Here is a 24,544-nt window from a genome sequence, read left to right as displayed (position 1 = left end):
CGTTCACACACGGTCATCGACACTGTCCTCACTCGTCCGCGAGAGCTTGCTGGGCCACCAGATCCTCGAACCCAGCGACATCGTCAGTGCGGGAACCACGATGGACCGCACCACCAAGGTGTCGATGAGCACGCCGACGGCGACCAGTATCCCAATCTCGACGAGCATGACGAGGGGTAGCGAGGCGAGCACCGCGAACGTCGCCGCCAGCACGACGCCGGCCGAGGTGATCACGCCACCTGTCATTGCGAGGCCACGCTTCATGCCGTCGACAGTGCCGTGCCGGACGGCTTCCTCACGTACCCGGGTCATCAAGAAGATGTTGTAGTCGACACCGAGCGCGACCAGGAAGAGGAACCCGATCAGGGGCACTGACGACTCCAACCCGCCGAATCCGAGCACCTGGTCGAACACCAGGGTGCACAGTCCGAGGGCTCCGAAGTACGACACCACGACGGTGGCGACCAGCACCAGCGGAGCCACGATCGCCCGCAGCAGCAGCCCGAGGATGGCGAGCACCACCAGCAGGATCAGCGGCATCACCAGATTGCGGTCGGTCCTGTTGGTCTCGGCCTCGTCGAGCTTCTCGGCACTCGGACCGCCGACCAGCGCGGCCTCACCGGCGACCTTGCGCACGTTCTCCCGCAGTTGCTTGATCGTTGCCGTCTCACCCGCGCTCTCTGGAGAGGCGACCGGGAGCACGGAGATCTCCACCCAGTCGTCGCTGGCCCGGCCGATCTCGGCTTGGGCGACCCCCGGCGTCCGTTCGACGGCGGCCAGGACCTTGCGGCTCTGGTCCGGCCGACTCATCACGGTGAGCGGCTGACCGCTCTCGTCGGGGTAGCGCGCCTCGATCAGCTTCGCCCCGGTCACCGAGTCCGGTGTCGAACGGGCGAACTGGTCCAGCTGCGGAAGCGAGCCGCTGGCGCCCACGGTGCCCAGCGCCAGGCCGCCCAGGATCACCAGCGGAACCGCCCAACTGACGACGCGGTGGCGCGCGACCAGCTCGCCGAGTCGAGCCCACCCAGAACGGGGTGTGTGTGCCTCACCCCCGAGTCGAGGAACGAACGGCCAAAAGACCCGGCGCCCGAGCACCACCAGCAGGGCCGGGAAAAGCGTCAGCATGACCAGCAGGGCCGCCCCGATGCCCGCCGCACCCACCGGGCCGAGACTGCTGATGCTGTTCAGATCCGCGGCCAACAGGCACAACAAGCCGGCGACCACCGTCGCCGCCGAAGCGAGGATGGCGGGGCCAGCGCCACGCAGCGCCGGCAGCATCGCGTCGATCGGCCGTTCGTGGCGGTGCAGCTCCTCGCGGTAGCGAGACACGAGAAGCAAGGCATAGTCGGTGCCCGCGCCGAAGACCAGCACGATCAGCAGCGCTGAGCTCATGCTCGTGATGGTGAAGTCGAAGATCTGGGTGAGTGCGTAAACGGTCCCCATCGACGTGATCGCCGCGACCCCGACCGAGGCGAGAGGGACCAGCCACAGCAGCGGACTGCGGTACGTGAGGATCAGCAGGAGCGCCACCACCACGGCAGTAGCGAGCATCAACGTCGCGTCGACGGCGTCAAAGACCTCGTCCATGTCGGCCCCCAGCGCGGTCGGACCGGTGACATATGCGTTCAGGCCACTCGGCCGGTCGTCGAGAAGGGCACGCGCATCCGCGGTGGCGCCAGCCTCCTCGGCGACCGCATCACGGTCGAGCGGAAGCGCGTACATCAGGGCCGTGCCGTCGTCGGAGTCGACGATCTCGGGCAGTGCGTCGGGGTCGTTGCCGAATCGCTCCGCGAGTTCGGACTGGCCGCGTTCGACTGCCTCGCGATCGCCCGGTTGGAGGCCGCCCGGCCGTTCGTACACGACCATGAGCAGGCCGTTCTCGCCGCCGGGCAGGCCCGCCTCGGCCTGGAGCACCTTGGTCGACTGGGCGCTGGCCGGTAAATAGTCGGCCTGCCCATCGCGGGTCACCGAGTCGAGTTTGCCGGCGAGTGAGTAGCCGCTCACCAGCAGCCCGATCCACACGGCCACCATGAGCCAGGGCAGCAGGGTCTTGGTCTGTGATCTCTTCGGTCTCTTGTCGGCACCGGTGTGGTCGGGCGCCGCTAGTTCAGTGGTCATGGCGATCACGCTGCCAACCAGGCGGCGCTGACGCGTCTGACCACGGCAGACACTTCGCCGTACTCCGCGTGGAGTACGGCGGACGGCGGGGGCGGGCGGTGACGCACGCGATCGCAACGGCGCGCGGGCATCTGGGGGTCTGCTGCACGATCTGGTGACAGGTGGGGGTCGACGCGCGTAGCCGGTGGGATGGCCCGGGGGAGCGGCGCATCGTCCGCGCCACTGCACACTCCGTATCGCGTGTTCGCCGGCGGGACCGAGCCCCGCGCTTTGGGCGTGGAACTGCACTCTCCCCATGTTGGCTGTTGCCCTCCACAGGGCAGCAGCCATCTCACCCAGAACTCAACCGGAAGCGTCCTGGTCCCAGTGCCCCTTGAATCGGACGGAGGTTGGAGAACTTGGCGTGTTCTCCCTGCCCGATCCCCAGCGTCTTGGCAGGGGAACTGTCCGCCCTAGGCGGACCTTCTGGACGCCGTCGGAGAAGTGAACGAGCGGCGGACCGGACATGCCGTGGAGACCGACGGAATCGGTGAGGTTCTGCTCGTTCACCGTGAGGGCTGCCTGTCGCAGGGGCCAGGGCTCGTGCTCTACGGGGGTGACCAGCAGTCGACCGAGGTGGGAGGTGTAGGCGCGCCAGCGGCTGGTCAGCCAGATCTCGAGGTCCGAAGGCGCAATCTTGTCTCCGGGGTGGACCTGGATTCGGTAGGACTGCGGTGCGCCGCTTCTGGATCCGGTGTACGTGACGATGCCTCCATGGCTTTCCACCGACATCTCCGCGCGGTGGTACGGCGCTCCGACCGCAGCTCTGATGATGGCCGCGAGGGCGGCGCTGCCCACGTCGATGGTGAGAAACCACAAGCCGTCACGGCCGTCAGGTCCGCGCACATAGGTCCTCAGGTTCGTCTCCGGGGTGCTCGTCACGTCAGCCAGTCGCGCCCGGTTCCGCGTCCCCGGCAGGGAGAGTCCGCCAGGCAGGTCCGGGACTCCGAGAGGACGCATGTTCGCCATCACGAACGGCGTGAGACCGACCCAGGCGCTCCCGTCGTGCACGTCCACTGTCAATCCGTCGGGAAGCAGCGCCTGGATGCGGTGTGGTTCGACACGCCAGTGGACGAACGTCAAGGTTTCCCAGGACGTCCGAAGCACCGGAACGGAGACATGCTGCTCGGCCGTGACACTGACCATCCTGATTCGCCACCTTCTTTCTTGACCTAGGCACCCAGTTGTTGCCACTACCGCGACGGCGTGAGGCGCGCTCGTCGTGTCCGTTCAGCGGCGCAGCGCCCGGAGCGCCCGCCAGACGGCGTACCCGCTGAGGAGCCACGGCGCGCCGTTGATCAGTGGGTCGAGCACGTGGTGACGGACGTCGGAGCGACCATGACCCAGGCGGGAGCGCAAGCCGCCGTGGGTCAGCTCGGCCCGGATCCCGGTCTGGGTGAGGGGATTGTCGGGTCGTGCGGTCACGAGGGAGTGGACGACGTGCTCGGCGACATCGACACGGTCCGCGGCGATGAGGAGCAGGAAGTGCGCAGCCTTGGCCTCGCTGTGCCGGGCGTAGGCGTAGCGGCGCACGGCTCCGGAGAGGCCGTGGAGGGGTTGGGCGGTGCCGAAGACCGGAGTGAGCCTCGCGTGCTCGATCGACCGTTCGCGCTGATCCCCGCCAGGCTGCTGCTCGGGCATCTCCCAGTGTGCGCCGATCGCTTCCGGGTCGAAGACCTCACGCGGGTATGAGGGTCGGTCGGCAGGGTCGAGGTCGGCGCCCCATCCTGGGATCCGCGCGCGCAGCTGGTCGGCGCTCTCGAGGAGCGGGGGCTTCTCGGGGGTGTAGGGCATGGGTGCGTCCTTCCTCAGCTGGCGTCGACGGTGATGACGGGCTTGATGCATCCGTCGAGCTTGGCCGAGAACACGTGGTAGGCCTCGGCGATGTCCTCGAGCGGGAAGCGATGGGTGACGAGGTCGCTGGGTTTGAAGTAGCCGCTCCGGACGTGCTCGAGGAGCCGTGGCCACTGCCGCTTCACCGGGCACTGGTTCATCCGCAGGGTCAGGCCCTTGTTGACGGCGTCGCCGAACTTCACGGCACTGAAGAGGGGCCCGTAGGCCCCCATGACGGAGATCGTCCCGCCCTTGCGCACCCCGTCGATGGCCCAGTTGAGGGCCACGGGGGACCCGCCTTGCAGCTTGAAGCGCGCCGCGGTGAGGTGCTGGGTCATGTTGCCGTCAGCCTCCGCGCCGACGGCCTCGATGACCCGGTCGAAGCCGAGGTGGTCGGTCTGCTTCTTCATCTCCACCACGACGTCATCGACCTCGTTGAAGTTCAGCACCTCTGCGTGGGCGAACGTCCGGGCCTTCTCGAGCCGATCGGGCAGCTGGTCGATCACCAGGACCCGGCCGGCGCCCATCAGCCAGGCGCTCCGGGCGGCGTACAGGCCCACCGGGCCGGCACCCAGCACCGCGACGGTGTCGCCCTCGCTGATGTCGGCGAGCTGGGCGCCGAAGTAGCCGGTGGCCAGGGCGTCGGTCATCAGCAGGGCGTCCTCGTCCTCGAGCCAGTCGGGGATGATCGAGGGCCCGACGTCGGCGAAGGGCACCCGGACGTACTCCGCCTGCCCGCCGTCGTACCCGCCGGTCGTGTGGGAGTAGCCGTAGATGGCACCGACCGCGGTGGCGTTCGCATTGACGTTGTGGCAGTTGGAGTAGAGCCCGCGGGCACAGAAGAAGCACGACCCGCAGAAGATGTTGAACGGGACCATCACGCGGTCACCGACCTGCAGGTGCCGGACCGAGGGGCCGACCTCGTCGACGACGCCGATGAACTCGTGTCCGAAGGTGTGGCCGACCCGGGTGTCAGGCATCATCCCGTGGTAGAGGTGCAGGTCGGAGCCGCAGATGGCGGCCAGCTGGACCCGCACGATCGCGTCGTTGTGATGCTCGATGCGGGGGCGGTCCTTCTCCTCTACACGCACGCGGTAGGGACCGCGGTAGACCATGGCTTGCATAGTTCCTCCGTGGGGTCGTGCGTTGGGAGTGGTCCGAGGGGACGGGCCGGCACTTAGTGACCGGTCACGCCGGGCTCGGGGTGACGTTGCGCGCCACGCCCCGCTCGGCCATCTGCTCGCAGACCTGCTGTCCCGGCGTCACCCAGGACGCGTGCCTGCCGGGCAGCCGTGCCGCCGACCTTGAGCACCTCGTCCTTGGGGGTACCGGCGACCTGTCGCCCCTGGTTTGCGGCGGTCGATGCCGTCACGTCAGCGCCGGTCGTGCCGGTCTCCGTCGTGGTCCCTGTCATGGTGGTGGTGCCGGTGCTGCCCTCTGGATCGCTGCTGTACATCATCATGCGTGCCTGTCCTTGCCTGGTCGTTGGTGCGCAATGGACGGCCGCGTCGTTCTGTACCCCTCATCCCGGGATCCACTCCATTCCATCGAGGACGACAGCAGCGGCCCGCAGTCTCGGCACACCCACGGGCCGCACCGTCGCTGCCGCCTGCGACCGGCGATGGAGGCATCACGGCGTCCCTCACGCGTCCCTCACGCGTCCCTCAGCGTCTGATGTGAGCCTTCCGCGGCGCACTGAACCTCGCTCATGAGGTCGGCAAAGTGTTCGGGCTCCTCGACCGCCGGTTTGCGGAGTTTCTCGAAGACGACGTACTGCTTGCTGGGCGCCGAGGGGAACTCGGGCCCAGCGACTGCGTCATAGTGGGCTACGAGACACTTTCCACAGGATCGGTGTCCGGCCAGACCCGATCCAGGTGTCCGGCGGCGGGGGCGGTTTGGGAAACTGCGCGAAGTGGGCTGCCCAGCGCCGCCAGGACTTCAGAGCCCGGTGCCCATATCGTTCGACAACGTCACGCTTCGAACCGATTGTTCGTCCATCCCGCATCTGGCATGTTTGGCCGATGGATGGCTCCGGTCCATTGTCGGCGCGGATGGCTGAGCTGGCGCCCCAACTCCAGGAGCACCAGGGAGACCCTGAGGGGACGTTCCAGCTCTCGGTCGAGCTGGCCGAGACCGCCATCAAGGGATGCGATGGTGCTGGTCTGTCGTTCGTCCAGGCGCGGAAGCTGATCGAGACGGTGGCCGCGACCAACCAGATGGTGCACCAGGCCGACCGCCTCCAGTACGAGCTCGGGCAAGGCCCTTGCCTTGACGCGATCTGGCAGCAGCAGACCGTCTACAGCGGTGACCTGGCCGAGGACACCCGCTGGTCGACCTGGGGTCCTCGAGTGGCCGCGGAGACCGAAGCCCGGAGCATCCTGAGCTTCCGGCTGTTCACCCACCAGGACACGCTCGGATCCCTCAACCTCTACTCACGCACCGCTGACGCCTTCGACGACGAGGCCCAGGAGGAGGCCATCGCGATCGCCGCTCACGTGGCCATTGCGGTGGCCGTCACCCAGGAGGTGTCCCAGCTCGCCATGGGACTCGACACCCGCACGGTCATCGGGCAGGCCACCGGCGTCATCATCATGGAGCGCCGTTCGGCCAGCACGGTGGCCGGCATGTCCGGGGTGTCCTTCAACAGCTGACGGCGCACCCGAGCCTCGTAGGGATCGAACGACGTCGGGACCGCCGGCCGCTCGTACTTCGGTGGCCGATCCGAGGCCACTGCCCGCGCCACCGTCGACCGTCCGACCCCCAGATCCCGCGCGATCTGCCGCTGCGGAACCCCGTCCGCGCCAGCCGCCGAATCAGAGCCCAATCCTCCACTGAGATCACCCACCCAATCTGTCGGGGTGGCCTCGTTTTCGCCCGTCGCTATGGCCTCATTTTCGAGCGTCGTCGACAGTTGGAGGGACTGTTGCACTATCTGGCGACAGCCTGACCTCGACGCCCGCCCTCCGGGTGGCGTGGGTGGTCACGGTCTGTGTGAGCACCCAGGTCCATCGGCACCCGGTGAGCGATCACCCGACCGCTCGAAGGTGCGCGCCTCGACCTGACGAGACCGCCACGGCCTGGGGCGTTGGACCCCGCCCGGCTTTGTCGATCGGGAGGCCACCGGATCCCAAATATGTAGCGAGCTTGTCACATTCGAGCGGCTAGCAACGGCAAACGCCGCCCACCGACCGCAAGGTCGGTGAGCGGCGTTTCCGCAGATCAGAGCCTTTTTTGTTACGGTCGTCCGTGGTCGTCGAGGACCCCAGGAGGGGCTCCTCCTAGATGTCGTAGCTCGTTGTATCCGGTCGGTTTCGGCTCATGTTGTGCGGTATTGAAATGTGCCGCTGACCTGCGCAAACACCGAATAGTGGAGTTGGCTTCTACTACGACAAGTTGGCTTCTGACGGATCTCCTGCGGTATCACTGCGGTGGCGCGGCGGACTGACGACGCCCTCGGTGACCCAGTTGGTGGAGGAGACGCACGGCATGTCGTCGCGTTCGATCCGTCGTCACGTCTCCACGCGGTTGAGGCGATCCGGGAGGTTGCTCGCTGAGGGCTGAATCTCAGGAGCCGTCGCCGGGGAGGGTCGCCCTGAGCCGGGTGACGGCCGCCGCCAGGGGCGGGAGGTCGTTGTCGATCACGGCCTGCACGATCTCGGGGTTGGTTGCGAAGTAGTGATGGGCGAGGAAGTCCCTCATACCCGCGATGTTGGTCCACGGGATCTCCGTCTCGCGCGCGGTCAGTTCTGGGCTGAGAGCCTTGACGGCTTCACCAATCTCCAGCAGGCGCATCGCGACAGCGTCCATCACGATTTCCATGGAGATCGGGCCGAACTGCAGGTGGGCGTTGATCGCGTCGACGGCGGCCGCGATGTCGTCGAGGACGTCGGCGGGGGAGCGGCTCACAGCGGCAGCAGGTCCTTCTCGGCCTTGGCGCGGACTCGCTCCTTCAGCCCGCTGCGTGGCACCAGATCGACGTGGACGCCGAGCAGGTCCTCGAGTTCGTGCTGGATTCCGATGATGTCGATGATGCTGGTGCCGGGTGCGAAGTCGACGAGCAGGTCGACGTCGCTGTCCTCACGGTCGTCGCCGCGGGCGGTGCTGCCGAAGATCTCGGGGTTCGTGACGCCGTGACGTTGCAGCACCTCGCGCAGCTCACCACGATGGGCGGCGACACGTCGGCCCGTGGGTCCGCTGAGCGGCCTCGGGACAGGCGCTGTGGTCTCGGTCATATGTCCATCGTATCGGTGGACGCGAGACACTGCCCGGCTACAGGCCCAGCGACGGGCCGGACTGCTGTCGAGTGGTCCGGGGGAACGGGTCGATGCTCTGCGGCCCCCGAAGGGAAGGCATGCCCCTAGGTAGGCGCTCTTGAGGAGACCCGTCTTGTACTCGGCTGGGCGAGGGAAGGTGTAGTGGATCTGGACGTTCGGATCTTTCAAACGCTCCATGGGAGATGGCTCCTGGGACCCCGCGGACTCCATGAGCAGCACGAACTCATCCGACTCGGTGGTGAGCAGGAGGACCCGGTCACGCCCGAAGGGCTGCGGGCTGGCGTCTGAGGTGAAGTGCGCTCGGTGGCGCCGTCGTACCAATCCTAAAGTGCTGATTCCGTGCGCGACCCAAACGGTTGTTGCATTCAGCGCAAGTGTTCGCCATCACCACTCCGCCACACGCCTTCGGTGGGACGTGTTCCATCGTGTCGGCGGGAACGTCCTCTCGAAGGCAGATGGGGCAGTACGGGAACTGGCCAGGTCCGATCACGCATATACCGCTCGCCGTACGCGGCGCAGGTCCGGTCGGTGCGCGGTGGCTTCGTGCCGCGAACTGCCGACCGTCCGCGCGTTCGAACTCGATCTCGTGAACCTTGGGCAGCCCTGATCGCTTACCGTCCTTGGTGCTCCGCCCCTCCACACGACGGAGCTGGCCTCGATAGGACGGCGAATCCTGCTGGTCTGTCACGCCTCCCAGTGTCGCCGGAGGCGCCGACGTTGCGGTGACGCCACGCGAGCCGCCAGGACCCGTCACGAGCCGTCGAAGACCGCTCCCGCGGATCTCCTGTGGTAATTCCGCGGTATTTGGGCCTCCAGAGCCCATGCGAAAGGGCCCCCGATCCTGCAAACATGCAGGTCAGAGGCCCTTTCTGGGTTACGACGTGGATTAGATGTCGTAGTACAGCTCGAACTCGTGCGGGTGCGGCCGCAGCTGGATCGGCGCGATCTCGTTCTGGCGCTTGTAGTCGATCCAGGTGTCGATCAGGTCCGGCGTGAAGACGTTGCCCACGGTGAGGAACTCGTGGTCGCGCTCGAGGTTGTCGAGCACGGCGTTGAGCGACGTCGGGACCTGGTTGATCTCGGCCATCTCGTCCGGCGGCAGCTCGTAGATGTCCTTGTCGATCGGGGCGGCGGGCTCGATCTTGTTCTTGATGCCGTCGATGCCGGCCAGCAGCAGCGCCGAGAACGCCAGGTACGGGTTGGCCGACGGGTCGGGGCAGCGGAACTCGATGCGCTTGGCCTTGGGGTTGGACCCGGTGATCGGGATCCGCACGCAGGCCGAGCGGTTGCGCTGGGAGTAGACCAGGCTGATCGGCGCCTCGAAGCCCGGCACCAGGCGGTGGTAGGAGTTCACCGTCGGGTTGGTGAACGCCAGCAGCGAGGGGGCGTGCTTGAGGATGCCGCCGATGTAGTAGCGCGCCATGTCCGAGAGACCCGCGTAGCCGGTCTCGTCGTAGAAGAGCGGCTCGCCCTCGTTCCAGATGGACTGGTGGCAGTGCATGCCGGAGCCGTTGTCGCCGAAGATCGGCTTGGGCATGAAGGTCGCGGTCTTGCCGTTGCGCCACGCGACGTTCTTGACGATGTACTTGAACTTCATCACGTCGTCGGCGGCCTTGAGCAGCTCGTCGAACTTGTAGTTGATCTCGGCCTGGCCGGCGGTGCCGACCTCGTGGTGGGCGCGCTCGACGTGGAGGCCCGAGCGCTCCATCTCGATGACCATCTCGTCGCGCAGCTCGCCGAAGTGGTCGTAGGGCGCGACCGGGAAGTAGCCGCCCTTGTACTTGACCTTGTAGCCGCGGTTGTTGTCCTCGGAGCCGGAGTTCCAGGCACCGGCCTCGGAGTCGATGTGGTAGTACCCGGCGTTGGCCTTGGTCTCGAACCGCACGTTGTCGAAGACGTAGAACTCGGCCTCGGGGGCGAAGTACGCCTTGTCTCCGATCCCGGTGCTGGCCAGGTAGGTCATCGCCTTGCGGGCGATGTTGCGCGGGTCGCGGGAGTAGGCCTCACCGGTGAGCGGGTCGTGGATGAAGAAGTTCACGACCAGCGTCTTCGCGACCCGGAAGGGGTCGATGTAGGCCGTGGTCGGGTCGGGGAACAGCGACATGTCCGACTCGTGGATCGCCTGGAAGCCACGGATCGAGGAGCCGTCGAAGCTCAGCCCGTCGTCGAAGACCGACTGGTCGAACGACGAGACCGGGACCGTGAAGTGCTGCATGACACCTGGCAGATCGCAGAAGCGCACGTCGACCATCTCGACACGCTCGTCCTTGATGTACTTGAGCAGCTCGTCGCTGTTTGCGAACATTCGTCCTCCTTGGCCGCGCTCGGGTCACGGCCGTCAAGTCAAGGTGTAGATCGGTGCGACGGTGCACCGGACTGTGGTGGAAACTACGCACGCGCAGTTTCTTGACCGTATCCCGATTGTTTCCGGCGTGTAACAGATGCCCCCGGGGTGGGCGCTTCACGGCGACGGATATCCTTCGCCGGTGATCGAGACCGCGTCGTGGGGGCACCGCTTCCTGGCCCTGCTGATCGACTGGCTGGCCTCCCAGGGGGTGGTCTGGCTCATCCTCGGGTTCGGCGGGTGGCTGGACAACCCGTACGCCGGGTTCGTCACCACAGGTGTCTTCGTCCTCGAGTCCGCCATCCTGACCGCCGTGGCCGGCGGCTCCTTCGGACAGCTGGCGACCCGCCTGCGGGTGGTCCGGGTGGGGGAGACCCCCCGCCCGCTCGAGCTGCTGCCCGCACTCCTGCGCCAGGTGCTGGTGATCCTGGTGATCCCGCCGCTCGTCTTCCGACCCGACGGTCGCGGGCTCCACGACCTGGCGGTGGGGTCGGCTGTGGTGCGACTCGACTCCCTGCGTCCACCGGCCCGTTAGGCTCGGGGTGGAATTCCGTCCACCGAAAGGCCTTGCCCAATGCGTCGACCCCTGCTCATGAGGCGGACAGCTGCTGCGCTGCTGGTCCCGTTCGCCCTCTCCACGCTCGCCGCCTGCGGCTCGGACTCGGGCGACGAGCCGAGCGGCTCCAGCGCCGCCGCCGACCCCGGTGTCGAGGCGGGGGAGGAGATCCCGGCGGAGGAGTTCGTCGAGATCTTCGACGCGGCCCTCGACGCGGCGACCACCGCGCGCATGACCATGAGCAGCGACGGTGCGGCTGCCATGGAGAGCGAGGGTGACGTCGACTACTCCACCACCCCGCCGTCGTCGAAGATGACCATCAAGGACGAGAGCGGCGAGATCGAGGTGGTCGCCGTGGGTTCCGTCAGCTACTTCAAGTCCGCCGACACAGGCGGGAAGTACATGAAGCTCGACCTGACCGGCTTCATGGACTCCGTGGGTGGCGGCGGCATCAGCCTGGACCCCGGTGCGGCCGCCGACCAGATCAGGGAGAGCCTGAAGTCGGTCACCTACCAGGGTGACGAGGAGTTCGACGGTGAGGACCTGGCCCGCTACACGCTGGTCCTGGACACCACCAAGATGGTGGGCGAGGAGCTCGGCTCCATCGCCAGCCTTCCCGAGGAGCTCGACTACGACATCTGGTTCGACGAGGCCGGGCTGCACCGCCGGATCGAGGCCGACATGGGCGAGGTGGCGGGAAGCCTGCTCATCACCCTCGACGACTGGGGCAAGGACGTCTCGATCGAGGAGCCGCCCGCCGACGAGGTGACCGAGATGCCGGAGGCGCCGACCATGCCGTCGGCTCCGCCGACCGCGGGCAGCTGATCGGGCCCACGCGCAGACGTGAAGGGGCGGGTACGGCTCACGCCGTACCCGCCCCTTCGACGTCTTCGGGTGCGTCAGCGGCCGCGCAGGTTGCCGCGCATGCCCTTCATGCTGGTCGGCACCGGGCCCTTGGGCAGCGGGATGTTGGAGCGGTTGGCGTCCAACGCCTTCAGCCTGTTGAGGACGTCGGTCATCTGGGCCGGCTTGACGTTGCGGCCGAGCTTGGTCACGTGCTTTACCAGCCGGGTCAGCGGCACCTGTCCCTCGCCATTGCCGCACACGACCTCGTGGAGCGGAGTCTCGGCGGCGACCCGCTCGTGCTTGCGCCGCTCGCTCGCCAGCAGCGTCCTGACCCGCGACTCGCTGGAGCCCTCACCGACCAGGACGATCCCGGGGGGACCGACGACCCGGTGGACGACGTCCTGCTGCTTGGTGAACGCGATCACGGGGTCCACCTTCCAACCCCGGCGCAGCATGCCCAGGGCGGCGGCCGCGGCCCCCGGCTGCCCCTCCATCTGGGAGTAGGCGGCACGCTGGGCGCGACGGCCGAAGACGATGAGTCCCGCCAACAGGCCGAGCAGGATCGCGCCCACCACGGCGAAGATCGTGGACAGCACCCCGCTTCCGGGCAGCAGCCAGATGACCACGAAGCCGACGGCGCCACCCAGCAGGGCCGCACCGAGGATCCACAGCCCCAGCCGCGGGTCGCTCCGCTTGGCCATCTGGTAGGAGCGGACGAACTGCTGCCGACGACTGAGGTTCTCGGGGGCGGGGGTGGACATTCTCGTGCCTTTGCTGCCGGGGTCGGGGGTACCGACCGCTGGTCGTGGGGGGAGCGGGAGCGGGCTCAGGCCGTCTGGACCGTGGAACGCGCCTCCATGGCCTGACGGTACAACCGGCCGGCCCGGTACGACGAACGGACCAGCGGGCCGGAGAGCACCCCGGAGAAGCCGATCTCCTCGGCCTCGGCCTGCAGCTCGACGAACTCCTCGGGCTTGACCCACCGCTCGACCGGGTGGTGGCGCACCGACGGGCGGAGGTACTGGGTGATGGTGATCAGCTCGCACCCTGCCTCGTGCAGGTCCCGGAGGGCCTGGGAGACCTCCTCGCGGGTCTCGCCCATCCCCAGGATCAGGTTGGACTTGGTGACCAGGCCGAACTCGCGTGCCGCGGTGAGCACGCCGAGGGACCGGTCGTAGCGGAAGGCGGGCCGGATCCTCTTGAAGATCCGCGGCACGGTCTCCACGTTGTGGGCCAGGACCTCGGGCCGGGACTCGAAGACCTCGGCGAGCAGGTCGGGCTTGCCGTTGAAGTCGGGGATCAGGTTCTCCACGCCGGTGCCGGGGTTGAGCTCGTGGATCGCACGGACGGTCTCGGCATAGAGCCACGCGCCGCCGTCAGGCAGGTCGTCGCGGGCGACGCCGGTGATGGTCGCGTAGCGCAGCTCCATCTTCTGCACCGACTCGGCCACGCGACGCGGCTCGTCCCGGTCCAGGGGCTGGGGCTTGCCGGTGTCGATCTGACAGAAGTCGCAGCGTCGGGTGCACTGGTCGCCACCGATGAGGAAGGTGGCCTCGCGGTCCTCCCAGCACTCGAAGATGTTGGGGCAGCCCGCCTCCTGGCACACGGTGTGCAGACCTTCGGACTTCACCAGCCCCTGGAGCGCGGTGTACTCCGGTCCCATCTTGGCCCGGGTCTTGATCCACGACGGCTTGCGCTCGATCGGGGTCTCGGCGTTGCGCACCTCGAGGCGGAGCAGCTTGCGGCCTTGGGGCTGAGGGCTGGGGGAGGACGTCACGACACCCGACTCTACGCCGCGCCCCGGCACGGCCCAATCACGGCAGGTCGCGGCTGCGGAAGGACCACACGCTCGCGGCCACGGTGGCCGTGAGCAGGCCCGTCAGGTACGCCGCGGACCGGCCCAGGGTGAGGGTGCGGCTGCCGTCGGAGACGACGCAGACACCCTGGGGGTCGCACACCTGCGAGTAGCCCCCGTCCACCCAGTACTGGTGCCCGTCCTGGAGGAACGCGGCGGCGTTCATCGGCAGCAGCCACGGTGTTGCCCCCGAGCCCAGGACCGCCAGCGGCAGGATCGTGCCCAGCACCACGACGGCCATCACGAGCCCCAGCGAGGCGACGGTGCTGCGGAATAGCGTGGTGAGGGAGCAGCCCAGCAGCCCGGCCCCGCAGACGAGGAGCACGGCCCGCAGCTGCATCCCCGCCACGTCCGACCAGGCGCCCTCGGCGCCCGCGACGCCGCGGGCCGTGCCGAGGCCCCAGACACCCGCCCAGAAGAGACCGAGCACCAGGGCGCCGCTCAGCGCGGTCCACAGCAGCACCGCGAGCGCCTTGGCGGTCCACACCCGGGCACGCCGCGGCTCGAAGAGCAGCTGGTTGCTGATCGAGCCGCTGGCCCAGTCCTGGCCCACGAACGTGGCGCCGACGAGAAGGGCGCCGACGGAGAGGACCAGCACGACTGCGACCCCCGAGCCCTCGGCGACGTACGACGCCTCCAGCGCCGGCCGGCCGAGCAGGTCCTCGACGGTCGGCGCCTGGCCCCAGCCCGACTCCCGACAAAGTGCCGCGAGCTCGTCGTCCGTCAGGCCGGGCTCGACCTCGAGGCCGTACCGCTCCGGGGACCGGGCGCACCGGGCGAGGTCCTTCTCCGCTCGCCGCTCGTGGTCGGCGAGCTGGAGCTCGGCGGCGCGGCGGTCCGCCTCGGCGGGCGGCCGGGTGCTCCAAGCCTCCGCCGCCAGGATGAGCGCGGGTCCGAGGACCGAGACGAGAAGCAGGACCAGCACCGCGCGCCGCCAGCGCAGCCTCGTCAGCTCGGTGCGCAGCAGCTTGCTCATCGGCCGACCCCGTCCAGGACGGCGGTGGGGGCCGGGGAGGAGGTCAGCTCGAGGAAGACCGACTCCAGGTCGCGCCGGACCGGGGTCAGCTCACGCACCCAGACCCCGTGCTCGCCGAGCAGCCGGGCCACCTGCGACCCGTCGGGCGCGTCCACGAGCAGCGCTTCGCCGTCCTCCTCGACCGGGAGGTCGGCGGCCCGCAGGTGTGCGGCGGCGAGCTCCCGGTCGGCCACCACCACGCGGTGCCGGGCCGCACCGCCGGCGTCGCCGAGGAGGTCCGCGACCCGCCCGGAGGCGAGCAGCCGACCGCGGCCGATGATCGTCACCGCGTCGCAGACCTGCTGCACCTCGGCCAGGATGTGGGAGCTGAGCAGCACCGTGACCCCCGAGGCCCCGAGGCCGCGGATGGTCTCCCGGATCTCGCGGATACCGGCCGGGTCGAGCCCGTTGGTCGGCTCGTCGAGGATCAGCAGCCGGGGCTCCTTGAGCAGCGTCGCGGCGATGGCCAGCCGCTGCTTCATGCCGAGGGAGTACCCGTCGTATCCGTCCCGGTCGCGTCCGGCCAGGCCCACCGTCTCGAGGGCGGCATCGACCCGCGACTCGGGGAGCCCCACCGACCGGGACAGCAGCAGCAGGTTCTGACGCCCGGAGAAGCGCGGGGAGAACTTGGGGGACTCGACCACGGCACCGACCCGCGACACCACGCCGGGCAGCCCCGCGGGGACGACCGTGCCGAGGAGGCGCATCTCGCCGGCGGAGGCGCGCGCGAGTCCGAGCAGCATCCGGATCGTGGTCGTCTTCCCGGAGCCGTTGGGCCCCAGGAAGCCGTGCACGCCACCCGCCTGCACCTGCAGGTCGAGGTCGTCGACGGCGACCCGTTCCCCTCCGCGCCCGCTGAAGACCTTGCGCAGCCCGCGCGTCTCGATGACCGTCTCGGCCATGCTTCCCCCCGTCCGAGCCGTGCGCGGTCGCACGGGCGGGGGCATCCTCGCAGGCTCAGCCGCCGGGCGCGACCAGCTCGATGCGTGGCGTGCGACCCGGCTCGGGCCTGGGCTCGTAGTCGGGGGTGGGGGTGTAGGGCTGCCAGGCCAGGAAGGTGGCCAGGTGGTGGCGGACCACCGGGAGCACCTCCTCGATGGTGACGTCGCGCCCGAGCTCTCGGCTCAGGGACGTGACCCCGGCGTCCGCGATGCCGCACGGGACGAACCGGCCGTACCAGCCGAGGTCGACGTCGCAGTTGAGCGAGAAGCCGTGCATCGTGACGCCCCGGCTGACTCGGATGCCGATCGCGGCGATCTTGCGCTCGGGGCCGTGGTCATCGGCCCGCAGCCACACCCCGCTGCGGCCGGGCACGCGGGCGGTCGGCACGCCCAGGTCGGTGCACGTCGCGATCAGGGCCTCCTCCACCCGGCGCACGTAGTCGACGACCTTGACGTGGTCGGGCAGGCGGACGATCGGGTAGCCGACGAGCTGGCCCGGACCGTGGAAGGTGATCTTGCCGCCGCGGTCGACGTCGATGACGGCGGCGCCGCCGGGGTCGGCCGGGCGCTCGTGGGGCTCCGTGCGCTTGCCGGCGGTGAAGACGGGCGGATGCTCCAGCAGCAGCACCTGGTCAGGGAGGGAGCCGGCGACGACCTGCGCGTGGACGTCCCGCTGGAGCTGCCAGGCGGCCTGGTAGTCCACGGCGTCGTCACCGAAGCCGGACACCCGGAAGTCGAGGCTCATGGAGGCGACTCTAGCCGCCTGCGGAGCGAGCCGGCGCCTGGCTCGGTGGCGGGCCGGAACTGCCGGCGCCCCTGTGGATGACGCCCGGCGAGGTCGAGCCGTTGACGGCAGAGTTGTCGCCGTGTCCCTCCACCGTGCCGCCCTGGTCAGCGCCGTCGTGGCCGCGCTGAGCGTCCTGGCCCTCACGGTGTCGTGGTTCGCCCACGGCCAGGACGCGGAGCCCTCGGGTGCCTCGCAGGCCACCGGCGGGCCGGCGCACGTGGAGGTCCTGCGGGCATGGGACGAGCGGAGGGGTCACGCCTGGGCTGCCGGAGACGCCGAGGCTCTCCGCGCCCTGTACGTCGCAGGTTCGCGCACCGGGGCGCGTGACGCCGCGATGCTGGGCCGCTACCGCGCGCGGGGCCTGCGGGTCCTCGGGCTCGAGACGCAGCTGCTCTCGGTCCGGGTGGTGCACGCCGACCACGACCGGATGGTCCTCGACGTCCTCGACCGGGTCAGCGCCGCCGAGGTGGTGGGGGCAGGCAGCCGTCGTCCGCTTCCCGCCGACCGGCCGAGCCGCCGCCGGGTGGAGCTGCGCCGTGAGGCCGGGGTCTGGCTGGTCGCCGAGGCGGTGGACCGCCGAGCGTGACCCAGGGTGACTCAGGGTGACTCAGGGTGGCTCAGGACGACGTGGCGAGGGCGGCCGATACGACGTCGTCGACGTCGACGTCGTGGAAGTCGTACCCGGCCCGCTCCAGGGCCAGAGGCCTTGCGTTGACGGAACCGAGCAGCTCGGGAGACATCGGGCCGGTGGCCAGACGCAGCACGGGTGCGGGGACGACCCAGACGGCAGGACGCCCGAGCGCCTTCGCCAGCGCGCGGGTCCACTCCCGGTTGGTGGGCGTGCGCGGGCAGCAGAGGTTGAATGGCCCCGAGAGGTCGTGCGAACCGGCGAGGAAGGCGACCGCGCCCACCCAGTCACGCAGCGAGATCATCGGGAAGTGCTGAGAGCCGTCGCCCAGGCGGGCGCCCAGGCCGAGCCGGAAGAGCCTGCTGAGCTGGCGCAGGGGAGGGGCCTCCTGGTCCATCACCGGCGCCGTCCGCAACACGCAGACCCGGGCGCCCGCTTCGGCCGCCGGGCGGGTGGCCGCCTCCCAGTCCCGCGTCACCCCGGTGAGCAGGGCGGTGCCCCGCGAGTCGCTCCGTTCGTCGACCGGGTCGTCGCCATGATCGCCGTAGAACGAGATGCCGTTGCCGGCCAGGAAGGCCGGAGGGCTTTCGCAGCGGGCGATCTCCTCGGCGAGGACCAGGGTGGTCGTGACCCTGCTGTCCCGTAGCTCTCGTGCCCACCGGCGCGAGTGCGGGTTGCCCAGCGTCGGAGACCCGGCCAGGTTGACCACGACGTCGACCCCGTCGAGCGCGCCGGCCGGCAGGCCGTCGCCGTAGGGATCCCACCGGATCTCGTCCCGGCCCGCGTCGTGGCGCACCAGACGGGTCACGCGGTGGCCGCGGGTGCGTAGGTTCTCCGCCAGGTGCGTACCGAGGAAGCCCGAGGCGCCGGCGAGAAGGATGCGCATGGAACACAGCGTGGCAGGTCCCTGGTTGTCCTCTAGTGTCCGAGCATGTCCCCGCGGATCCCGGCCGCCCTCCTGGCCCTCGCGCTTCTCGCCGCCGGCGCCGGCTGCACGGAGGACGAGCCTGCCGAGCCTCCGGCCGAGGCTCCGCAGGTCGCTGCGCCGGAGCCGCCGGCAGCCGATGTGGAGGTCGTCCGGGCGGCGGTGAGGTCCGCGGCCTCTCTCTCCGCGCTGCCGGAGGGACACCAGCCCCCACTCGCCGTCATGCCCCGGGACAACGCGCTGACCCCGACCGAGGAGTCGTGCGTCCTGGGCTACCTCGCCGCCGAGCCGGACGCACCCTGCGTGCTGGGCGACGTCGAGGCCACGCGTGAGGTCGTCCTCTGGGGCGACGTGCACGCCGCGCAGTGGATCCCCGCTCTCGACATGCTCGGCGCCTCGACCGGCTGGCGGGTCCTCGTGCGGGTGAAGTACGGCTGCCCGCCCCTGATCGACGCCACCCCGTGGCTGCCGGCCGAGAGCAGGCCCTTCACCGAGTGCGTCGCCTTCAACGCCGGCACCCTGCGCGCCGTCGCCGAGTCGGAGCCGGAGGTGGTGCTGATGGCGGGGGCGGTGCAGGGGAGTGCGCTGGTGGTGGACGGCCGACCGGTGGCTCTCGGCTCGCCCGTCGCGGGCAACCGATGGCGTCCGGAGCCCGGGAGGGAGGCCCTGTGGCAGGACGGGCTCGGCGCGGCCCTGGAGGCGCTGAGCGGGGAGACCCGCGCCGTCGTGCTCGGCGACACCCCGTATCCGGGACTCGACGCGCAGACGTGCCTGACCGGTCATCGGAAGGACGTCCAGGCCTGTTCGGCCCCCCGCCGCACCGCGGTCCACCAGGGCCACAACGACGCGTCGCGGCGTACGGCGGGCGAGCACGACGCGGGCTTCGTCGACCCGGTCCCGTGGTTCTGCACCAGGCGGACGTGCCCGCCGGTGATCAACGATCTCGTGGTCTACCGGGACGGGTTCACCGTGGGCCGGCGCTACGCGAACTACCTGTCGACCGTGCTGGGGAGGGCCGCCGGCCTCGTCGACTGACGGCCCTCCCCACGTCCTCAGACGTCGAAGCCGGCCGCCTCGAGGCGGGTCTTGACGTCGTTGAGGAAGCGCGCGGCGTCCGCGCCGTCGACCAGACGGTGGTCGTAGGTCAGCGCGAGGAAGACCATCTGGCGCACTGCGATCGTCTCGCCCAGGTTGGCGTCGTCGATCACCACCGGCCGCTTGACCACGGCGCCGGTGCCCAGGATCGCCACCTGGGGCTGGTTGATGATCGGGGTGTCGAAGAGGGCGCCCCGGCTGCCGGTGTTGGTCAGCGTGAAGGTGCCCCCGGAGAGCTCGTCCGGGGTGATCTTGTTGTTGCGGGTCCGGTCGGCCACGTCGGCGATCTTGCGGGCCAGGCCGGCGATCGAGAGGTCCCCGGCGTCCTTGATCACGGGGGTCAGCAGGCCCCGGTCGGTGTCCACCGCGATGGCCAGGTTCTCCCGGTCGAAGTAGGTCACCTCGCCCTTCTCGGTGTCGATCGTGGCGTTGACCATCGGGTGCGCCTTGAGGGCGTCGATGGCCGCCTTCGCGAAGAAGGGCATGAAGGAGAGCTTCACGCCCTCCCGGGCGAGGAACTCCGCCTTCACCGCGTCGCGCTGCCGGGAGATCGCCGTGACGTCGACCTCGACGACGGTGGTGAGCTGCGCGCTGGTCTGGAGCGACTCGACCATCCGGGAGGCGATGACCTTGCGGAGCCTGGACATCGGCTCGGTCCGGCCACGCAGCGGGGAGGCCTCGGGTGCCGCGGGAGCGGTGGACGCCGGAGCGGCGGAGGCCGCCGCCGGCTGCTCGGCAGGCGCGGACTTCGCGGCGGCCGCGTCCAGCACGTCCTGCTTGCGGATCCGCCCGCCCACTCCGGTGCCGGTGATGCTGGAGAGGTCGACGCCGTGCTCGGCGGCCATCTTGCGCACCAGCGGTGTCACGTAGGTGCTCTGGTCGTCCCCGCGGCTGGGAGCCGGGGCCTTCTCGGCGGACGCCTCCTGCTGCTGGGGTGCCTCCTGGGGCTGCGACTGCTGGGGCGCCTGCTGCTGGGGCGCCTCCGGCTCGGGCTGCGACTGCTGGGGCGCCTCCGGCTCGGGCTGCGACTGCTGGGGCGCCTCCGGCTCGGGCTGCGACTGCTGGGGCGCCTCCTCGGCGGGGGCCGCCTGCTGGTCGGACGACTCCTCCTGGGCCGGCGGCTCCTGCTGGCCCGAGGACGACGGGGAGCCCGAGCCGATGAGGGCGAGCTCGGCGCCGACCTCGACGGTCTCGTCCTCGGCCACCTTCTGCTCGAGCAAGGTGCCCGCGACCGGGCTCGGGATCTCCGTGTCGACCTTGTCGGTGGAGACCTCCAGGAGCGGCTCGTCGACGGCCACGTCGTCGCCGACCTGCTTCAGCCACCGGGTGACGGTGCCTTCGGTGACCGACTCGCCCAGCGCCGGCAGCGTCACGGGCGTCGAGGACCCGCCGTCCGAGCCACCGGACTCCGACGCCTGGGCGGCGGGCTGCTCCTGCGCGGGGGCGGCCTGCTCCTCCGGCTCCTCCTCGGGGGAGGGCTCCTCGGCGGCGGGCTGCTCCTGCGTGGTCTCCTGCTCCTGCTCCTGGGGCTCGGCCTGGGCCTGGTCGCCTCCGGAGGCGTCCCCGGAGGACTCGCCCTGGTCGCCGACCACGGCGAGGACCGCGCCGACCTCGACGGTGTCGTCCTCGTTGGCTCGGATCTCCAGGAGGGTGCCGGAGACCGGCGACGGGATCTCGGTGTCCACCTTGTCGGTGGAGACCTCGAGCAGGGGTTCGTCGACGGCCACCTCGTCACCGACCTGCTTGAGCCAGCGTGTGACGGTGCCTTCGGTGACGGATTCGCCGAGTGCGGGGAGGGTGACTTCGGAGGCCATGGGATTCCTGTCGTCTCGTGGGATGGGTGGTCAGGCGTGTGCGTGGAGGGGCTTGCCGGCCAGGACCAGGTGGGCCTCGCCGAGTGCTTCGTTCTGGGTCGGGTGCGCGTGGAGCAGGGGGGCGACGTCCTCGGCGTGTCCCTCCCAGTTGTAGACCAGCTGGGCCTCGCCGATGAGCTCGCCGACCCGGTCGCCGACCATGTGGATGCCGACCACGGGTCCGTCGGTCACGGCGACGAGCTTGACGAAGCCCTGGGTCCGCAGGATCTGGGACTTCCCGTTGCCGCCGAGGTCGTAGGTCACGCAGGTGATGCGGTCGTCGCCGTACCGCTCGCGGGCCGTCTCCTCGTCGAGGCCGCAGGAGGCGACCTCCGGGTGGCTGTAGGTCACCCGCGGGATGCCCGCCTCGTCGAGGGGGGCGGGGGAGAGGCCGGCGATCTCCTCGGCGACCAGGATCCCCTGCGCGAAGCCGCGATGGGCGAGCTGGAGACCGGGCACGATGTCGCCGACGGCGAAGACCCCGTCGACGTTGGTGCGGCACCGTTCGTCGGCGAGCACGAAGCCGCGCTCCATGGCGATGCCCTGCTCCTCGAATCCCAGGCCCTCGGTGACCGGACCCCGGCCGGCCGCGACCAGGAGGAGGTCGGCCGTCAGCACGTCACCGCCCTCCACCTCCACCGCGACCCCGGAGTCGGCAGGGGCGACCTTCTCGACGCGGGTGCCGGTGCGCAGCGTGATGCCGCGCTTGCGGAAGGCGCGTTCGAGAGCCTGGGAGGAGGCGGCGTCCTCGCTGGCGACGAGCCGGGGGAGCGCTTCGAGGACCGTGACCTCGGCGCCGAAGCTGCGCCAGACGCTGGCGAACTCGCACCCGATCACGCCGCCGCCCAGGACGATCACCGAGGCCGGGACGTGCTCGAGCCCCAGGGCGTGCTCCGAGGTCAGGACGCGGACACCGTCAGGAACGACCCCGGGCAGTGACCGTGGCCGGGACCCGGTGGCCAGCACGACGTGTCGCCCGGTGTGCACCCGGCCGTCGACCGTGATCTCCCGCGGCCCGGTGAGCCGGCCCTCTCCCTCGATCACGGTGACGCCGCGTCCCTTGACGAGGCCGGTCAGCCCCTTGAAGAGTCGTGCGACGACTCCGTCCTTGTAGGCGTTGACCCCGGCCATGTCGATGCCGTCCAACGAGGACCGGACGCCGAACTGGGCGCCGTCCCGCGCGGAGTCGGCGATCTCAGCCGCGTGCAGCAGCGCCTTGGTGGGGATGCAACCCACGTGCAGGCAGGTGCCGCCGACCTTCCCCCGCTCGACGAGACCGACGGTCAGGCCGAGCTGCGCCGCGCGGAGCGCGCAGGCGTAGCCGCCGGATCCGGCCCCGAGGATGAGTACGTCGTATTCGGCCGCGGCCACGCTGTCGGTTCCCTCCACACAAGTCATTGGTACGCGTGACGGGGCCACGCGCGCGACTCCGCCCATCTTTGCACCTCTGGCAATGGTGTCCAGCACCCGCCTCGACGGGGGCCGACCCGTCACACTGTCAGGCATGGGACTGTTCGACCGCTTCCGCCGGGGCCGCTCGGGACGCATGCGCCGCCCCGCCAAGGACGCCGCCCGCACCGGCTCGACCACGGTGCGCGCCTCGAGCGCGGCCGACACCGACCACCTCAACGCCTGGGTGGCGGCCAGGCGCGGGGTGGAGGGGTTCGTGGAGCCACGCACGGCCGTCAGCGACGTGACCCTCCTCCTGGTGGCCCACGACGGGGAGTGGACCCGTCGCCGGGTCCCCTCGGTGCAGTGGGCTCACTCGTTCTGCAACCACCACCGGGTGCCGTCCTACGACGCGGCGGTGGTGGGCGTGCCGCAGCGGATGCGCGACTACAACCGCCGGCTCAAGGCGGAGGGCCGCCAGCCCTGGTCGTGATCCGGCGGCCGGCTCCGACGCCGGTCAGTCCGCGTCCGTCACCGTCAGTGCGCGGGCGAGCTCGACCAGGGTGGCGACTCCGAAGCCGGTGCCGCCCGAGGTCCACTCACCGAAGGGGCCGCCGGAGTTGAACGCGGGGCCGGCGATGTCGAGGTGGGCCCACGGGCGGCCGTCGGTGAACTCGCGCAGGAACGCCGCGGCATAGAGCCCGCCGCCCCAACGGACCCAGTCGTGCTGGGCGAGGTCGGCCACCTTGCTGCTGCGGATCCGCTCGGACATCTCCTCGGGGATCGGCATCGGCCACATCGCCTCGCCGGACTGCTCCCCGGCGGCGAGGACCTGCGCGACGGTCTCGTCGGTGCCCAGGACTCCGCAGACCTTGTCACCCAGGGCCAGCACCATGTGCCCGGTCAGGGTCGCGACGTCCACCACCAGGTCCGGCTCCTCCTCCCCGGCCAGGACGAGCGCGTCGGCGAGGACGAGGCGACCCTCCGCGTCGGTGTTGAGCACCTCGACCGTGCGTCCGCCGCGGATCGTGAGGACGTCCCCCGGCCGGGTGGCGGAGCCCGAGACCATGTTCTCCGCCATGGGTGCCCAGGCGGTGACCCGCACGGGCAGTTCCAGCCGGGCGATCGCCAGCGTCGCCTGCAGGACCGCGGCGGCGCCGGCCATGTCGGACTTCATCGTCCCCATGCTGCTGGAGGGCTTGATGGTCAGACCGCCCGAGTCGAAGGTGATCCCCTTGCCGACCAGGGCGAGGTGGGCGACCGCGCCCTTCGGCCGGTAGCTGAGCTTGACCAGGCGGGGCGGCGCCTCCGAGCCCGCGCCGACCCCCAGGATGCCGCCGCACCCGAGGTCGGCCAGGGCGGTCTCGTCGAACACCTCCAAGGAGATCTTGGGAGCGCCGCGCCCCTTCGTGGCCTCCTGGTGCGCCGCCGTCACCGCGTCGGCGAAGAGCGGGGGAGTGAAGCGACCGGGAGGCTCGTTGACCCAGTCCCGGGTGGTGGCGACGGCGTCGGCGACGACCTGGGCCTCCGCGAAGGCGACCCGGGCCTCCTCGTCGCGGGCGAGGGGCGAGAGGACGACGACGTCGGCCGGCACGTCGTTGCCGCTCTCCTGGCGGTAGCGCGTGAAGGCGTAGCCGCCGAGGCGGAAGCCTCCGGTCACCGCGGTCACCAGGGCGGGTTCGTCGGCCGGCAGGGCCAGCGCCACGGAGGCGGCGTTCCGCACGTTGCGCGCGGCCACCCCGGCGGCCCGACGCACCGAGACCGGGTCTGCCTCGGGACCGAGGCCGACCAGCACGAGCACGGGAGCGTTGAGGGTCCCGCCCGTCGGGATCCGGACCGCCTCCCCGGCCTTCCCGGTCACGCCCAACGACGAGAGCAGCGGGCGGAGCTTTCGGCCGAAGGCCGCGGCGACCTCCTCGCCGCCCTCGGCGAGCGTGGGTCCCTCGGGTGCCTGCAGGACGCCGACGACCACGGCGTCTGCCCTGGTCTTGGCGGGGCTGGCCTTGCGCAGCGTGTAGGTCGTCGTCACCCCGGCAGGATAGCCGC

Annotated in this window: 22 protein-coding genes; 6 read left to right on the top strand and 16 right to left on the bottom strand. The window is 70.2% G+C overall.

Annotated elements, in window-relative coordinates:
- Positions 1 to 3 precede the first annotated feature (3 nt).
- The 4 genes from AC3X7R_RS14475 to AC3X7R_RS14460 form a co-directional block, all read right to left on the bottom strand.
- A complete protein-coding gene (locus AC3X7R_RS14475) occupies positions 4 to 2,118 on the bottom strand; it encodes an MMPL family transporter (RefSeq protein WP_489966501.1) in 2,115 nt (704 codons plus the stop codon).
- A gap of 342 nt (positions 2,119 to 2,460) precedes the next feature.
- Positions 2,461 to 3,303, bottom strand: a complete 843-nt coding sequence (locus AC3X7R_RS14470; RefSeq protein ID WP_489966363.1) for a YqjF family protein — start codon at positions 3,301 to 3,303, stop codon at positions 2,461 to 2,463.
- 84 nt (positions 3,304 to 3,387) lie between these two features.
- A complete protein-coding gene (locus AC3X7R_RS14465) occupies positions 3,388 to 3,951 on the bottom strand; it encodes a hypothetical protein (RefSeq protein WP_489966362.1) in 564 nt (187 codons plus the stop codon).
- A 14-nt stretch (positions 3,952 to 3,965) separates the two neighbouring features.
- On the bottom strand, positions 3,966 to 5,114 hold the full coding sequence (locus AC3X7R_RS14460; RefSeq protein WP_489966361.1) for a zinc-dependent alcohol dehydrogenase: 1,149 nt from the start codon (positions 5,112 to 5,114) through the stop codon (positions 3,966 to 3,968).
- A gap of 927 nt (positions 5,115 to 6,041) precedes the next feature.
- Between AC3X7R_RS14460 and AC3X7R_RS14455 the strand changes: the two genes are divergently transcribed.
- The gene (locus AC3X7R_RS14455) at positions 6,042 to 6,641 is read left to right on the top strand and encodes a GAF domain-containing protein (RefSeq protein ID WP_489966360.1); all 600 of its coding nucleotides are present in this window, start codon (positions 6,042 to 6,044) and stop codon (positions 6,639 to 6,641) included.
- A 913-nt stretch (positions 6,642 to 7,554) separates the two neighbouring features.
- Here AC3X7R_RS14455 and AC3X7R_RS14450 read toward each other — a convergent pair.
- From AC3X7R_RS14450 to glnA, 3 genes are all read right to left on the bottom strand, one after another.
- Complete coding sequence (locus tag AC3X7R_RS14450; RefSeq protein WP_489966359.1) at positions 7,555 to 7,896, bottom strand: HepT-like ribonuclease domain-containing protein; 342 nt, start codon at positions 7,894 to 7,896, stop codon at positions 7,555 to 7,557.
- A complete protein-coding gene (locus tag AC3X7R_RS14445; RefSeq protein WP_489966358.1) occupies positions 7,893 to 8,222 on the bottom strand; it encodes a nucleotidyltransferase family protein in 330 nt (109 codons plus the stop codon). Before AC3X7R_RS14445 ends, AC3X7R_RS14450 begins: the two co-directional genes overlap by 4 nt.
- Positions 8,223 to 9,150: 928 nt before the next feature.
- A complete protein-coding gene (gene glnA, locus AC3X7R_RS14440) occupies positions 9,151 to 10,569 on the bottom strand; it encodes a type I glutamate--ammonia ligase (protein ID WP_489966357.1) in 1,419 nt (472 codons plus the stop codon).
- 181 nt (positions 10,570 to 10,750) lie between these two features.
- On the opposite strand from glnA, the gene AC3X7R_RS14435 reads away from it, so the two are divergent.
- The gene (locus tag AC3X7R_RS14435; protein WP_489966356.1) at positions 10,751 to 11,143 is read left to right on the top strand and encodes an RDD family protein; all 393 of its coding nucleotides are present in this window, start codon (positions 10,751 to 10,753) and stop codon (positions 11,141 to 11,143) included.
- A 57-nt stretch (positions 11,144 to 11,200) separates the two neighbouring features.
- Positions 11,201 to 11,989: an SCO4651 family lipoprotein gene (locus AC3X7R_RS14430; RefSeq protein WP_489966355.1), complete on the top strand. Its 789-nt coding sequence runs from the start codon at positions 11,201 to 11,203 to the stop codon at positions 11,987 to 11,989.
- 74 nt (positions 11,990 to 12,063) lie between these two features.
- Here AC3X7R_RS14430 and AC3X7R_RS14425 read toward each other — a convergent pair whose 3' ends face one another.
- The 5 genes from AC3X7R_RS14425 to lipB form a co-directional block, all read right to left on the bottom strand.
- Positions 12,064 to 12,771, bottom strand: a complete 708-nt coding sequence (locus AC3X7R_RS14425) for a DUF4191 domain-containing protein (protein ID WP_489966354.1) — start codon at positions 12,769 to 12,771, stop codon at positions 12,064 to 12,066.
- Positions 12,772 to 12,836: 65 nt separating this feature from the next.
- Positions 12,837 to 13,787: a lipoyl synthase gene (lipA, locus tag AC3X7R_RS14420; RefSeq protein WP_489966353.1), complete on the bottom strand. Its 951-nt coding sequence runs from the start codon at positions 13,785 to 13,787 to the stop codon at positions 12,837 to 12,839.
- 37 nt (positions 13,788 to 13,824) lie between these two features.
- Positions 13,825 to 14,841, bottom strand: coding sequence for a hypothetical protein (locus tag AC3X7R_RS14415; protein ID WP_489966352.1), 1,017 nt, complete (start codon positions 14,839 to 14,841; stop codon positions 13,825 to 13,827).
- Positions 14,838 to 15,782, bottom strand: coding sequence for an ABC transporter ATP-binding protein (locus tag AC3X7R_RS14410; protein ID WP_489966351.1), 945 nt, complete (start codon positions 15,780 to 15,782; stop codon positions 14,838 to 14,840). The genes AC3X7R_RS14415 and AC3X7R_RS14410 overlap by 4 nt, the downstream gene beginning before the upstream one ends.
- 55 nt (positions 15,783 to 15,837) lie before the next feature.
- The gene (lipB, locus tag AC3X7R_RS14405) at positions 15,838 to 16,752 is read right to left on the bottom strand and encodes a lipoyl(octanoyl) transferase LipB (protein WP_489966350.1); all 915 of its coding nucleotides are present in this window, start codon (positions 16,750 to 16,752) and stop codon (positions 15,838 to 15,840) included.
- Between lipB and AC3X7R_RS14400 the strand changes: the two genes are divergently transcribed.
- Complete coding sequence (locus AC3X7R_RS14400) at positions 16,688 to 17,194, top strand: hypothetical protein (protein ID WP_489966349.1); 507 nt, start codon at positions 16,688 to 16,690, stop codon at positions 17,192 to 17,194. The genes lipB and AC3X7R_RS14400 overlap by 65 nt on opposite strands.
- Positions 17,195 to 17,225: 31 nt before the next feature.
- Here AC3X7R_RS14400 and AC3X7R_RS14395 read toward each other — a convergent pair whose 3' ends face one another.
- Positions 17,226 to 18,122 carry a TIGR01777 family oxidoreductase gene (locus AC3X7R_RS14395; protein ID WP_489966348.1) on the bottom strand — a complete coding sequence of 299 codons (897 nt, stop codon included), beginning with the start codon at positions 18,120 to 18,122 and terminating at the stop codon, positions 17,226 to 17,228.
- A gap of 45 nt (positions 18,123 to 18,167) precedes the next feature.
- Here AC3X7R_RS14395 and AC3X7R_RS14390 point away from each other — a divergent pair, with 45 nt between their 5' ends.
- Positions 18,168 to 19,196 (top strand): SGNH hydrolase domain-containing protein, encoded by a 1,029-nt coding sequence (locus AC3X7R_RS14390; protein ID WP_489966347.1) that lies wholly within the window; start codon positions 18,168 to 18,170, stop codon positions 19,194 to 19,196.
- 17 nt (positions 19,197 to 19,213) lie between these two features.
- Here AC3X7R_RS14390 and sucB read toward each other — a convergent pair whose 3' ends face one another.
- The gene (gene sucB / locus AC3X7R_RS14385; protein WP_489966346.1) at positions 19,214 to 21,070 is read right to left on the bottom strand and encodes a 2-oxoglutarate dehydrogenase, E2 component, dihydrolipoamide succinyltransferase; all 1,857 of its coding nucleotides are present in this window, start codon (positions 21,068 to 21,070) and stop codon (positions 19,214 to 19,216) included.
- Positions 21,071 to 21,100: 30 nt separating this feature from the next.
- Complete coding sequence (gene lpdA, locus AC3X7R_RS14380; RefSeq protein ID WP_489966345.1) at positions 21,101 to 22,480, bottom strand: dihydrolipoyl dehydrogenase; 1,380 nt, start codon at positions 22,478 to 22,480, stop codon at positions 21,101 to 21,103.
- Between the two features lie 133 nt (positions 22,481 to 22,613).
- Between lpdA and AC3X7R_RS14375 the strand changes: the two genes are divergently transcribed.
- Positions 22,614 to 22,991, top strand: a complete 378-nt coding sequence (locus AC3X7R_RS14375) for a hypothetical protein (protein WP_489966344.1) — start codon at positions 22,614 to 22,616, stop codon at positions 22,989 to 22,991.
- Positions 22,992 to 23,015: 24 nt separating this feature from the next.
- Here AC3X7R_RS14375 and AC3X7R_RS14370 read toward each other — a convergent pair whose 3' ends face one another.
- Positions 23,016 to 24,527 carry a leucyl aminopeptidase gene (locus tag AC3X7R_RS14370; RefSeq protein WP_489966343.1) on the bottom strand — a complete coding sequence of 504 codons (1,512 nt, stop codon included), beginning with the start codon at positions 24,525 to 24,527 and terminating at the stop codon, positions 23,016 to 23,018.
- Positions 24,528 to 24,544: the final 17 nt, after the last annotated feature.

It is taken from the genome of Nocardioides sp. Z22_16 (assembly GCF_058134365.1).
Note: the sequence above shows the minus strand (reverse complement) of the source record. Positions and strands in the feature narration are given on the sequence as shown.